General features: G+C 58.1%; 7 protein-coding genes and 4 pseudogenes. 6 read left to right on the top strand and 5 right to left on the bottom strand.

Annotation, left to right across the window (positions count from 1 at the left end; genetic code table 11):
* The first annotated feature begins 133 nt into the window (after positions 1 to 133).
* Complete coding sequence (yoaE, locus tag WLO32_RS12050) at positions 134 to 1,693, top strand: CNNM family cation transport protein YoaE (RefSeq protein ID WP_435945365.1); 1,560 nt, start codon at positions 134 to 136, stop codon at positions 1,691 to 1,693.
* Here yoaE and WLO32_RS12045 read toward each other — a convergent pair.
* From WLO32_RS12045 to pabB, 4 genes and pseudogenes are all read right to left on the bottom strand, one after another.
* Positions 1,694 to 3,293: pseudogene (locus WLO32_RS12045) on the bottom strand (EAL domain-containing protein). It abuts the gene before it with no gap.
* A 138-nt stretch (positions 3,294 to 3,431) separates the two neighbouring features.
* Positions 3,432 to 4,796 (bottom strand): L-serine ammonia-lyase, encoded by a 1,365-nt coding sequence (gene sdaA / locus WLO32_RS12040; protein ID WP_435945364.1) that lies wholly within the window; start codon positions 4,794 to 4,796, stop codon positions 3,432 to 3,434.
* Positions 4,797 to 4,996: 200 nt separating this feature from the next.
* A complete protein-coding gene (locus WLO32_RS12035) occupies positions 4,997 to 5,575 on the bottom strand; it encodes a CoA pyrophosphatase (RefSeq protein WP_435945363.1) in 579 nt (192 codons plus the stop codon).
* Between the two features lie 3 nt (positions 5,576 to 5,578).
* Positions 5,579 to 6,940, bottom strand: a complete 1,362-nt coding sequence (pabB, locus tag WLO32_RS12030) for an aminodeoxychorismate synthase component 1 (protein ID WP_435945362.1) — start codon at positions 6,938 to 6,940, stop codon at positions 5,579 to 5,581.
* A 107-nt stretch (positions 6,941 to 7,047) separates the two neighbouring features.
* On the opposite strand from pabB, the pseudogene WLO32_RS12025 reads away from it, so the two are divergent.
* Positions 7,048 to 7,224 (top strand): annotated as a pseudogene (locus tag WLO32_RS12025) (YoaH family protein); the annotation flags it as partial.
* Between the two features lie 133 nt (positions 7,225 to 7,357).
* On the opposite strand, the gene WLO32_RS12020 reads toward WLO32_RS12025, so the two are convergent.
* Positions 7,358 to 7,702 carry a RidA family protein gene (locus tag WLO32_RS12020; RefSeq protein WP_435945361.1) on the bottom strand — a complete coding sequence of 115 codons (345 nt, stop codon included), beginning with the start codon at positions 7,700 to 7,702 and terminating at the stop codon, positions 7,358 to 7,360.
* 128 nt (positions 7,703 to 7,830) lie between these two features.
* On the opposite strand from WLO32_RS12020, the pseudogene WLO32_RS12015 reads away from it, so the two are divergent.
* The 4 genes and pseudogenes from WLO32_RS12015 to fadD form a co-directional block, all read left to right on the top strand.
* Positions 7,831 to 9,742, top strand: a pseudogene (locus WLO32_RS12015) (ATP-dependent DNA helicase).
* 70 nt (positions 9,743 to 9,812) lie between these two features.
* Positions 9,813 to 10,508 (top strand): tRNA (adenosine(37)-N6)-threonylcarbamoyltransferase complex dimerization subunit type 1 TsaB, encoded by a 696-nt coding sequence (gene tsaB, locus WLO32_RS12010; RefSeq protein ID WP_435945360.1) that lies wholly within the window; start codon positions 9,813 to 9,815, stop codon positions 10,506 to 10,508.
* Between the two features lie 45 nt (positions 10,509 to 10,553).
* Positions 10,554 to 11,153: a Slp family lipoprotein gene (locus WLO32_RS12005; protein ID WP_435945359.1), complete on the top strand. Its 600-nt coding sequence runs from the start codon at positions 10,554 to 10,556 to the stop codon at positions 11,151 to 11,153.
* Between the two features lie 204 nt (positions 11,154 to 11,357).
* Positions 11,358 to 13,041, top strand: a pseudogene (gene fadD, locus WLO32_RS12000) (long-chain-fatty-acid--CoA ligase FadD); the annotation flags it as partial.
* Positions 13,042 to 13,092: the final 51 nt, after the last annotated feature.

Raw genomic sequence — 13,092 nt, 5'->3', positions numbered from 1 at the left:
GTCTTTTCACTTCCCGGACTCAAGCCTCAGTCCAGCAACGCGACATTTCCCGTCCGTTTACCCATACCGTTAACAGCGCTGCGCCCGCGCATTGTGTGGTGCCGTTTAGCTATTGCAACAGCCGGAGTTTGTCATGGAATTCTTAATGGACCCGCAAATCTGGGCCGGCCTGCTGACGCTTGTCGTGCTGGAGATCGTACTGGGTATCGATAACCTGGTATTTATCGCCATCCTTGCTGATAAACTGCCGCCAAAACAACGCGATAAAGCCAGACTTATCGGTTTATCCCTGGCTTTAGTGATGCGACTCGGCTTGCTGTCGTTAATCTCATGGTTGGTGACCCTGACCCAGCCGCTGTTTAGCGTCATGGACAAGGCCTTCTCGGGACGCGATTTAATCATGCTGGTCGGGGGGATATTCCTGCTGTTTAAAGCGACGACGGAATTGCACGAGCGGCTGGAAAACCGCCAGCACGGCGACGGACACGGAAAAGGCTATGCCAGCTTCTGGGTGGTGGTGCTGCAGATTGTCGTGCTGGACGCGGTATTCTCGCTGGATGCGGTTATTACCGCCGTGGGGATGGTCAACCATCTGCCGATAATGATGGCCGCGGTGGTTATCGCCATGGGCGTGATGCTGCTGGCGTCCAGGCCGCTGACCAACTTCGTCAACCAGCATCCTACGGTGGTGGTGCTTTGCCTTAGCTTCCTGTTAATGATTGGTCTTAGCCTGGTGGCGGAAGGCTTCGGGTTCCATATCCCTAAAGGCTACCTGTACGCGGCCATCGGCTTCTCAATCATCATCGAGCTGTTTAACCAGATTGCGCGGCACAACTTTATTCGCCATCAGTCGAACGTTCCGTTACGCGCCCGTACCGCTGATGCGATCCTGCGTCTGATGAACGGCAAACGCCAGGAACGGGCGGAGCGCGATGAGAGCAAAACCATCACCCCGATTGAAGCGGAAGCCTTTGCGGCTGAAGAGCGCTACATGATTAACGGTGTGCTGACGCTCGCCTCACGTTCGCTGCGCAGCATCATGACGCCACGCGGCGAAATCTCCTGGGTAGACGCGCATAAATCCGTTGCGGAAATTCGCGATCAGCTGCTGGAATCCCCGCACAGCCTGTTCCCGGTGTGCCGCGGCGAGCTGGATGAGATTATCGGCATCGTGCGGGCCAAAGAGCTGCTGGTGGCGCTGGACAAAGGTGCGGACGTCACGGCTATTGCTTCCCGCACGCCGGCAATCGTCGTGCCGGAAACCCTGGATCCGATAAACCTGCTGGGCGTGCTGCGCCGCGCTCGCGGCAGCTTCGTTATCGTCAACAACGAGTTCGGGGTGGTGCAGGGGCTGGTCACGCCGCTGGACGTGCTGGAAGCTATCGCCGGGGAATTCCCGGACGCTGACGAAACGCCGGAAATTATCCGCGACGGCGCCGGCTGGCTGGTGAAAGGCTCAACCGATTTGCACGCCCTGCAGCAGCATCTGGATATCAACACGCTGGTCAATGACGAAGAGGATATCGCCTCTATCGCCGGGCTGGTGATCGCGGTTAACGGCCAGATTCCAAAACCGGGCGATGTGATTGAGGTTGCTCCGCTTAGCGTGCAGATCCTGGAAGCTAACGACTACCGCGTGGACCTGGTTCGCGTCGTAAAAGAGCGCGATCCCCACCAGGATGAAGAAGAGTAATCAGCGCAGCGGCAGCAGAGGAACTGCGTGACCGTTATGGCGAGGGGGCGGCGAATTGCGGCCCTCGAGCCAGCGCGGAAACTCGTTTAACGGCATCGGCCGCGCGTACAAATAGCCCTGCAGGATATTCACGCCGTGGTTGCGCAGATACTCCGCCTGCTCCGGCGTCTCCACCCCTTCCGCCACCAGATCGATGCCCAGGCGCTGCGCCAGCGCGATGATAATATCCGTCACCGTTGAGTTAACCGCATCCGTGCCTATCGCCGCGGTGAAGGATTTATCAATTTTTAATACGTTGGGATTCAGCGTCTCCAGATAGGCCAGCGAACTCTGGCCGGTGCCAAAATCATCAATGGCCAGTTTGACCCCCAGCCGGTGCAAATCACGCACCACGCGATAGTCGACGTCCGGCAGCGCATCACGCTCGGTTAGCTCCAGAATAAGCTGCTGCTTAGGGTCGGCCGGGAACCAGTAGCGCTTCAGGTCGTCGGTAATTTCGCCATCGTGAAAATGGCTGGCCGCCACGTTAATACCGATATGGAATTCGCGGGATTTCGGGAACATATCTATGTGGCGCACCGTTTCATCCAGCACAAAACGCGTCAGCGGCGCGATAAGATCCTGCTGTTCGGCCAGTGGAATAAAGACCTCGGGCGATATCCAGCCCTGGCGTGGATTATTCCAGCGCAGCAGCAGTTCCACGCCCACGCACTGCAGATTCAGCGCGTTTAGCAGCGGCTGGCAGAATACCTCAAACTCGCGCGACGCAAGCCCGAGGTTAATCTCCCAGGAAAAGCTCATGCGGTTGGCCGTGGCAAGCCAGGTGATATAGCCGATCAGCATGCTAAGGATCAATGCCAGGGGGAACTGGGTCGGCAAATTTTTTAGCGCCAGGTCTCCGGCGGAAGGGCCAATGGTGGTAATGGAGAACGGGAATTTCTCCGAAACCATTTCGTGGCTCACCAGGCCGTTATCCACGCTCACGCGCGCGAGTAAACCTTTCCCGTATTCCAGGTGCGAGCCGGCGACGTTGAGCACGGCGCGCGAAACCCAGGGCCGCTCGGGTACCAGCATCAAACCCGTCAGCATCTCAATGTTTATGATTTCCATCACGCCGTCGAGGCTGGAGTTCGCCAGCGGATGCCAGGACACCAGAACGGGGGTGCCTTTAAGCAATGAGCTGTCGGTGGAAAGCAGCAGAAGCGGCGACGCGGAAGGCAGGCCGGGCTGCAGCTGCGAAACAGGAACGTTGCGGGAGCCGAATATGCTCGAACAGTACAGCACGCCGTCTTTAATCAGGGTGATGGATCTTAAGGTCTGCAGGCGCGCCGCGTGCTCGCGGATCCTGAGCTGCGCCGTTTCGCAGGGCGTGCCGACCAGCTGGATGACGTCCGTACCGATCACGTCAAGCGGCGCGAGGATGCTCTCAAGCGTGGTGATAGCTCGCGTATTAAACGCCAGCATCCGCTGTTCGTTAAGGTTGCGTTCCGCGACGTACCTTACGCTGAGCGTCAGGAAGAGGACCAGCACGGCCCATAGCTGCACAGACGGTAAAGCGTCTGCGACGATACCCTTTAATTATGCGTTGCGCGGTCTGCATCCATGGTCACCTTTGCTGAGCACTGCGACCAGAAACGGCACACAGAACATTCAAAGTGTAGTGGCGGAATGGATTTGCGACGAGAAAAAACGGCGGCTTATAAAGTAAAAACGGCGCCTGAGAAGGCGCCGTGAGGGATCAGTCACACTGTACTTTGATGGCCAGCCCGCCGCGCGAGGTTTCGCGGTACTTGGCGTTCATATCCTTGCCGGTTTCATACATCGTCTCGATAACCTTATCGAGAGAAACGCGAGGCTCGCTGGTGCGACGCATCGCCATGCGGGTTGCGTTAATCGCTTTTACCGAGGCAATGGCGTTGCGTTCGATGCAGGGCACCTGCACCTGGCCCGCAACCGGGTCGCAGGTCAGGCCGAGGTTGTGCTCCATGCCGATTTCTGCGGCGACGCAGACCTGCTCAGGACTTGCGCCTAAAATCTCCGCAAGGCCCGCCGCCGCCATCGAACAGGCCACGCCCACTTCGCCCTGGCAGCCGACTTCGGCGCCGGAAATCGACGCGTTCATTTTGTACAGCGCGCCAATCGCGCCCGCAGCCAGGAAGTAACGGATGTAGGTGTCCGGGCTTACCGACTCGATAAAGTGATCGTAATAGGCAAGCACCGCAGGGACGATGCCGCAGGCGCCGTTGGTCGGCGCGGTCACGACGCGTCCGCCGGCGGCGTTCTCTTCGTTAACCGCCAGCGCAAACATGTTGACCCAGTCAACGACGTTCATCGGGTCCTTAGAGTTTTTGTCGCTGGAGACCAGCAAACGTCGCAGCGCGGAAGCACGGCGCGGTACGCGCAGCGGGCCGGGCAGCACGCCTTCGGTATTTACGCCGCGGTCGATACAGGCGCGCATGGTGTTCCATACGTTGGCGAAATACTCTTCGATCTCTTTACGGCTGTGCAGCGCCAGCTCGTTTTGCATGATCACGCCCGACAGGGACATGCCGGTATCTTTACAGTGCTGCAGCATTTCCTGCGCGGAGTTGAACGAGTAGGGCACGATGATTTCATCGACGGCGTCTTTGCCAAAATGCTCCTCATCGACGATAAAACCGCCGCCGATGGAATAATAGGTTTTGGTGAAGATCTCTTTGTCGCCGTTCCAGGCATGGATGGTCATGCCGTTTTCATGCAGCGGCAGGTTGTCGCTGCTAAAGCGCATGCCGTTGTCTTTCGGGAAGTCGACCTCATGGCGGCCCTGCGCCAGCCACAGGCGGCCGCGCGTTTCAACGTCGCGGATAAAGCCGGGAATGGCGTCGATATCTACGGTGTCCGGCTGGTTGCCCGCGAGGCCCATAATAATGGCGATATCGGTGTGGTGGCCTTTGCCCGTCAGCGACAGGGAGCCGTAGACGTCCACCGCCACGCGCGTGGTGCTCTCAAGCAGTCCTTTTTCGACCAGCGAGTCGACAAACTGCTTACCGGCTTTCATCGGCCCGACGGTATGGGAGCTGGAGGGCCCAATGCCGACTTTGAACATGTCGAATATGCTAATCACACTAAAACTCCTCTGAGGCACCGCGTTTGTAAAATATGATGCTAAAAAATGGCTGGTCGCTAGTTTAAAAAGTTATTGCTCACCTGAGTAAACTATTCACATGAATTAAACTAATGATTAAAGATAAAACACCTAATATCAGCCGGTTCTTAGCAAGACTCTCTACTAAATATAGGCTCTTTGGCAGAATTAAAGGGTGATCAAGGTTCCACACCTATCTGTAAGGCCAGCTCACGGATAATGCCGGCGGTCATTCCCCAGACAAAATAGTGTTGATACCAGGAAAGCCAGACGCGGTGCGCATTGCCGCGGCGGTGGATATCCAGCGGGTGATAGCGGCCGAGGCTCAGCGCTTCCATTAGCGGCATTTCAAACACGGCGGAAACCTCGTCTTCGCAGGCGCGGTAGGGCAGATCCGCAGGAATAATGCCGACGACGGGGGTGACCTGAAAGCCCGTTACGCTGTCCACCGGCGGAAGCATGCCGATGATTTCTACCGCTTCGGGCGGTATCGCGACCTCTTCATGCGCTTCGCGCAGGGCTGCGGCGATGAGCGAGGTGTCCGTACTGTCCACGGCTCCGCCGGGAAAGGCGACCTGGCCGGGATGCTTGCGCAGCAGCGGCGAACGCTGCGTCAGAAGCAGGCCGGGCTCCTGACGCCGCACAACGGGCACCAGCACCGCGGCCTGGCGCTTATTGCCGCTCAGGCGAACGTTGGCCGGCTGCAGCATCTGGAAGCGTGACAAAAAATCATTTAGCGTCAGGGACGGGGCGGGCATGCATCAGTTCTCCAGAATGGGAAGGATATGGTTAACTTTATCAAAAGTTTCCTGATATTCCGCCGCTTCAGCGCTGTCGGCAACTATGCCGCCGCCGGCGGAGCAGTAAAGCTTGCCGTCTTCCGCGATGAGGGTGCGGATGGTAATGCTGGTGTCCATATTGCCGCAGAAGCTGATATAGCCAATGCTGCCGCACCACGCGTTGCGGCGCTGCGGCTCAAGCTCCTCAATGATTTCCATCGCCCGCACTTTGGGCGCGCCGGTAATGGAGCCGCCCGGGAAGCTCGCGCGTAGCAAATCTGTCGCCTGCAGCCTTTCAGGAAGCGTTGCCGTAATGGTGCTGACAAGGTGATGCACCGCCGGAAAAGCCTCCACCACAAACAGCTCCGGTACGCGCACGCTGCCGGGAACGGCGACCCGGCCGATGTCGTTACGCAGCAGGTCGACAATCATCAGGTTTTCGGCGCGGTCCTTCGGGGAATGAGCCAGCTTTGCGGCCTGCTTCGCATCTTCGAGCGGGTCCGCAAGACGCGGCAGCGTGCCTTTGATCGGACGAGTCTGTATCCTTTTCCCTTGCAGTAAAATGAAGCGCTCCGGAGAAAGGCTCAGGATCGCGCTGTCCGGCAGGCGGAGAAACGCGCTAAAGGGCGCCCGGTTAGACTTGTTGAGCTTTACGAACGCCTGCCACTCATCCCCGACGTAGGAAGCGCTGAAACGCTGGGCAAGGTTTACCTGATAACAGTCGCCGCTTAAAAGATATTCCTGTACCTGGCGGAATTTACGTCCATACTGCTCGCGGGTCATATTCGACTGCCAGCCGCTCGTCAGGCGGAAGGGTTCGCGGGCCGGCACGCTTAACGATTCCAGCCACTGCAGGCGGGCTGAAATATCGCCCCAGCTTAGCAGCGTGAGCCGCTGTTGCTGATGATCGGCAATCAGCGCCCAGTCATAGATCCCCACCGCCATATCCGGCGTGTGCGCGGAGGCTTGCGCCAGAAGCGGGATTTTTTCAAAATGACGGCCCAGGTCGTATCCGAATAACCCCAGCGCTCCGCCTGAGAAAGGTAAATCCGCATGGCTTTGCGGCGCAAAACCGAAACCGTCCAGCGTCTGCTGCAGTAAAGTCAGCGGATCGCCATGATGCTCAGAGGTTGCGCCATCGCGCACGCAGGTCGTTTGCGGGCCGCGGGTAACCAGCGTGGCGCGGGGCCGGGCGACCAGAATATCAAAACGGTTATGGGGATGATCGGCGAATCCCGAATGCAGCAGCATCGCCCAGGGCTCGTCGGCAAGGGGCGCAAAATAGCGTTGAACAGCGTCTGGCTGCCAGGGAAGGGTGCGAAAAGCGGGAGTTTGCAACGTCATAACCACAACCTGAAACAAAAGCCGCCAGCCTGCCACAAAATCGCTCTTCAGGCATCAACTGATGCGGCAATTATAATTAACTTACAGCAATGTAACAGGAGTCTACGATGATTTCAGGTTTACCAGCACTGTCCCATGAACAGCAGCAGCAGGCCGTTGAGCGTATTCAGGAACTGATGTCGCAGGGAATGAGCAGCGGAGAAGCCATTACCGTCGTGGCGGCGGAGATCCGCGCATCCCATACCGGGGAGATGATCGTCGCCCGTTTTGAAGATGAAGATGAAGATGATAATGATGAAGAACAGGCGCAGGAGTATCAGCAGGATCGCGGCTACGGGCCGGACGAAGAGCAGGAAGACGACTAACTTTTTAGCTTGCGTAGGTCGGGTAAGCGCAGCGCCACCCGACTTATATCGATCACACCGCCGCGATAATCTTAATCTCAATCCTGTAGCGCGGATTCATCAGTTTCGCCTGTACGGTGCAGCGTACGGGCGCCTGTCCCGCCACCACCCACTCATCCCAGGCTTTATTCATCGCGGCAAAATCTTCGCCGTTCGGCAAAAAGATGGTCGCGTCCAGAACGCGCGTCTTATCGCTGTCGAGCTCTGCTAACAAAGCGTCGATCTGCGCCAGTGTATTGGCGGTCTGTTCATAGGCATCCGCATCGAGGTTTTCCGGCACGCCGGTGTAGTAAAGCGTCTGGTTATGGATAACCGCATCGGACATACGGGCTTCTGGTTTTATACGCACAATACTCATGACTCTTTCCTTATCGACTGGCTTAATTTTGCCAACAGACTGCCATAATCGCGGTTCGCCTTCCACCTGCTTGCTGGATTAACCACGTCAGGGCTGACATAATCGCGGGCACGAATCCTGGGGGTAATGTGACGGACGATTTTGCAGCAGACGGCCAGCTCGCTTTGGCGATACCTGGCTTTAAACCGCGTGAACCACAGCGCGAGATGGCGCAGGCCGTCGCCAAAGCCATTACCGACGGCCGCGAGCTGGTGGTCGAAGCGGGGACGGGCACCGGTAAAACCTACGCCTATCTTGCGCCCGCCCTGCGCTCCGGTAAAAAGGTGATTATCTCCACCGGCTCTAAAGCGCTTCAGGATCAGCTTTATTCCCGCGATTTGCCTACCGTTGCGAAGGCGCTTGATTTTAAAGGACGCCTGGCGTTGCTGAAGGGCCGCTCAAACTATCTGTGCCTGGAGCGCCTTGAGCAGCAGGCGCTGGCGGGCGGAGATTTACCGGTGCAAACCCTGAGCGAAGTGATCCAGCTGCGCAACTGGGCCATCGAGACCACCGACGGCGATATCAGCAACTGCACCAACGTGGCGGAAGACTCTTCCGTCTGGCCGCTGGTCACCAGCACCAACGACAACTGCCTGGGCCAGGACTGCCCGCTGTATAAGGACTGCTTTGTCGTTAAAGCGCGCAAAAAAGCGATGGAAGCGGACGTGGTGGTGGTTAACCATCACCTGTTTCTTGCCGATATGGTGGTCAAAGAGAGCGGCTTTGCGGAGCTTATTCCGGAGGCCGAGGTGATGATCTTCGATGAGGCCCACCAGATCCCGGATATCGCCAGCCAGTATTTCGGCCAGTCCGTTTCCAGCCGCCAGCTGCTGGATCTCGCCAGGGATATTTCCATTGCGTACCGCACCGAAGTGCGCGACGCCCAGCAGCTGCAGAAAAGTGCCGACCGCCTGGCGCAAAGCACCCAGGATTTCCGTCTGCAGCTTGGCGATCCGGGCTATCGCGGCAACCTGCGCGAGCTGCTGGCTCAGCCGGCTATTCAGCGCGCTTTGTTACTGCTCGACGACGCGCTTGAGCTTTGCTACGACGTGGCGAAACTCTCGCTTGGGCCGCTCCGCGCTGCTGGATGCCGCCTTCGAGCGCGCGGTGATTTACCGCGGCCGCATCAAGCGCCTGAAAGACGTCGACCAGCCGGGCTACAGCTACTGGTATGAGTGCAACTCGCGCCATTTCACCCTTGCGCTAACGCCGCTTTCCGTCGCCGACAAATTCAAAGAGGTGATTGCCCAGAAAGCCGGGACGTGGATTTTTACTTCGGCAACGCTTTCGGTGAACGACCGGCTCAGCCATTTTACCGACCGTTTAGGCATCGACAATGCCCGTACCCTGCTGCTGGCCAGTCCGTTTGATTACGCCTCCCAGGCGCTTTTGTGCGTGCCGCGCGGTTTGCCCGCGCCGAATCAGCCCCACGCCGCGCGCCATTTAGCCCGCATGCTGCAGCCGCTGATTGAAGCCAACAACGGCCGCTGCTTTATGCTCTGCACCTCGCATTCGATGATGCGTGAACTGGCGGAACAGTTCCGCGCCACCATGACTCTGCCGGTGCTGCTGCAGGGCGAAACCAGCAAAGGCCAGCTTCTGGAGCAGTTCGTCAGCGCCGGCAACGCGCTGTTGGTTGCCACCAGCAGCTTCTGGGAAGGAGTGGACGTGCGCGGCGACGCGCTCTCGCTGGTCATTATCGATAAGCTGCCCTTTACCTCCCCGGACGATCCGCTGCTAAAAGCGCGTATGGAAGACTGCCGGATCCGCGGCGGGGATCCTTTCGACGACGTGCAGCTTCCCGATGCGGTTATCACCCTTAAACAGGGCGTCGGCCGCCTGATTCGCGACGTGGACGACCGGGGCGTGCTGGTTATTTGCGACAACCGTCTGGTGATGCGGCCCTATGGCGCGGTATTCCTCAACAGCCTGCCGCCGACGCCGCGCACGCGGGACATAAATCGGGCAGTCGAGTTTCTTAACTCCCCACCGACGCAGTAATTTGTGCCAGGCTATGGTATGATGCGCGCCGATTTTTGACCTTAAACTCCCGCCAGAGGTTGGCAAGTCCATGCGAATTTTAGCCATCGATACCGCGACAGAAGCCTGTTCGGTTGCCCTGTATAACGACGGCACTGCCTGTGCCCATTTCGAACTCTGCCCGCGCGAACATACCCAACGTATTTTGCCTATGGTGCGGGACATCCTGAACCAGGGCGGCCTTTCTTTGTCTGAGCTTAGCGCGCTCGCCTACGGGCGGGGGCCGGGCAGCTTCACCGGCGTGCGTATTGGGATTGGCATTGCGCAGGGGCTGGCTTTAGGCGCCGGGCTGCCGATGATTGGCGTTTCAACGCTTGCGACCATGGCGCAGGGCGCGTGGCGGCTGTCCGGCGCGACCCGCGTGCTGGCCGCTATCGACGCGCGCATGGGCGAGGTCTACTGGGCCGAGTATCAGCGTGACGAGCAGGGCCTGTGGCACGGCGAAGAAACCGAAGCCGTCTTAAAGCCGGAAGCGGTTGCTGAACGGTTGAAGCAACTTGACGGCGACTGGGCTACAGTCGGCACCGGCTGGCAGGCGTGGCCTGATATGGCCGCGGACAGCGGCGTGACCACGCGTGACGGGCAGGTTACTCTGCCCGCCGCGGAAGACATGCTGCCGCTGGCCATGCAGGCGCTTAATGCCAACCGCACCGTGGCCGTTGAACATGCGGAGCCGGTCTATCTGCGCAACGAAGTGACATGGAAGAAGCTTCCCGGCAAAGAGTGATACTCAGCGTTACCAGGGTGCGTAACGCGGTATAAGGAGAAGGGTATGGCAGGTTTCAGGAAGTACGGTGGCTTATCGACCCTTATCGCCACGCTGTTTCTCAGCGGCTGCGTAACGGTGCCGGACGCCATCAAAGGCACCAGCGCGACGCCGCAGCAGAATCTGGTGCAGGTGATGAGCGCGCCCGAGCTGTATGTCGGCCAGGAGGCGCGCTTTGGCGGGCGAGTGGTAAACATCGACAACCAGGCGGGCAAAACCCGTCTCGAGATCGCTACGGTGAGTCTGGATGAGGGCGCCCGTCCGCGCCTTGGCGAACCGTCGAAAGGGCGTATTTATGCCGACGTAAACGGCTTCCTCGACCCGGTCGATTTTCGTGGCCAGCTGGTGACCGTCGTCGGGCCTGTTAAAGGCACCATCGAAGGAAAAGTGGGCGAGACGCCGTATAAGTTCATGCTGATGCAGGCTAACGGCTATAAACGCTGGAACGTCGTGCAGCAGGTGGTAATGCCGCCGCAGCCGATGGATCCCTGGTTCTGGGGCGGGCCTTATGCGCGTCACGGGCACTATCCCTACGGCGGATACGGCGCGTGGGGCGGCTGGTACGCGCCCGGTCCCGCTCAGGTACAGACCATCGTAACTGAATAACTTATTGTTTTAAAAGCAATCTTAAACAGCGGCCGGTCCGCTGTTTATTTATTTCCAGGACGGAATAAAAAAATTTAGTGATGCGCTTCGCAACCTTAAATCAGGCTAATTAATAAACTGGTACGCTGAGTTAATATTATGTTAACGATATGTGTATTGGTTGGGGCTGTGATGACGACAAATAATAAATTCAGAGGTGAATCCTTGAAGAAGGTTTGGCTTAACCGCTACCCGGCCGACGTTGCGGCTGAGATTAATCCCGATCGTTATCAATCCCTGGTTGATATGTTTGAGCAGGCGACAACGCGTTATGCGGATCAGCCCGCGTTTGTGAACATGGGCGAAGTGATGACTTTCCGTAAGCTCGAAGAGCGCAGCCGCGCTTTCGCAGCTTACCTGCAGCAGGGGCTCGGTCTGCAAAAAGGCGACCGCGTGGCGCTGATGATGCCAAACCTGCTGCAATACCCGGTCGCGCTGTTCGGTATTTTACGCGCCGGGATGGTGGTGGTTAACGTCAACCCGCTTTATACCCCGCGCGAGCTGGAGCATCAGCTCAACGACAGCGGCGCGAGCGCTATCGTTATCGTTTCAAACTTTGCCCATACGCTGGAAAAGGTCGTTGATAAAACTCAGGTTAAGCACGTCATCCTGACCCGCATGGGCGATCAGCTCTCGGCGGCAAAGGGCACGGTGGTGAACTTTGTCGTTAAATACATCAAACGGCTGGTGCCGAAATACCACCTGCCGGACGCCATCTCTTTTCGCAGCGCCCTGCACAATGGCTACCGGCTGCAGTACATAAAACCGGAAGTCATCGGCACCGATCTGGCGTTCCTGCAATATACCGGCGGCACGACGGGCGTGGCGAAAGGCGCCATGCTGACCCATCGCAATATGCTGGCAAACCTGGAGCAGGTGCGAGCGGCCTACAGCCCGCTGCTGTACGAACGCAAAGAGCTGGTGGTGACCGCGCTGCCGCTTTACCACATCTTTGCGTTGACCATGAACTGCCTGCTGTTTATCGATTTAGGCGGCCAGAACCTGCTGATTACCAACCCGCGCGATATTCCGGGCCTGGTGAAAGAGCTGAGCAAATACAAATTTACGGCAATGACCGGCGTCAACACGCTGTTTAACGCCCTGCTCAATAATAAAGAGTTCCAGCAGCTTGATTTCTCAAGCCTGCATCTGTCCGCCGGCGGCGGCATGCCGGTGCAGCACGTGGTGGCGGAACGCTGGGAAAAACTCACGGGACGCTATCTGCTGGAAGGCTACGGCCTGACCGAATGCGCGCCGCTGGTGAGCGCCAATCCGCACGATATCGACTACCACAGCGGCAGCATCGGCCTGCCGGTGCCCTCGACCGAAGTGAAGCTTATCGACGATGAAGGTAACCAAGTGCCGCCGGGAGAGCCGGGCGAGCTGTGCGTGAAGGGGCCGCAGGTCATGCTGGGTTACTGGCAGCGTCCGGATGCCACCGATGAAATTATGCATGATGGCTGGCTGCGCACGGGCGATATCGCCACGATGGACGAAGAGGGCTTTATGCGCATCGTCGATCGCAAGAAAGATATGATCCTGGTGTCCGGTTTTAACGTCTATCCGAACGAAATCGAAGACGTGGTGATGCAGCATCCGGGGGTGCTTGAAGTCGCCGCCGTGGGCGTGCCGGGCGGGGCATCCGGTGAAACCGTGAAAATCTTCGTGGTCAAAAAAGACGCCTCCCTTAGCGAAGAATCACTGGTGACGTTCTGCCGCCGCCACCTCACCGGTTACAAGGTGCCGAAGCTGATCGAGTTTCGCGAAGAGCTGCCAAAATCCAACGTCGGAAAAATTTTACGACGAGAACTGCGTGACGAAGTAGCCAGGGCCGATCAACAATAAAGCCCGAGCTGCGGACCAGTCGCCCCGACGCCGGGAATCCGGCGTTTTTATCGCT

Source organism: Dryocola mayonis (assembly GCF_051307045.1).
Taxonomy (GTDB): domain Bacteria; phylum Pseudomonadota; class Gammaproteobacteria; order Enterobacterales; family Enterobacteriaceae; genus Dryocola.
The sequence above is the reverse complement of the archived record's forward strand: the minus strand, read 5'-3'. Positions and strand labels throughout refer to the sequence as shown.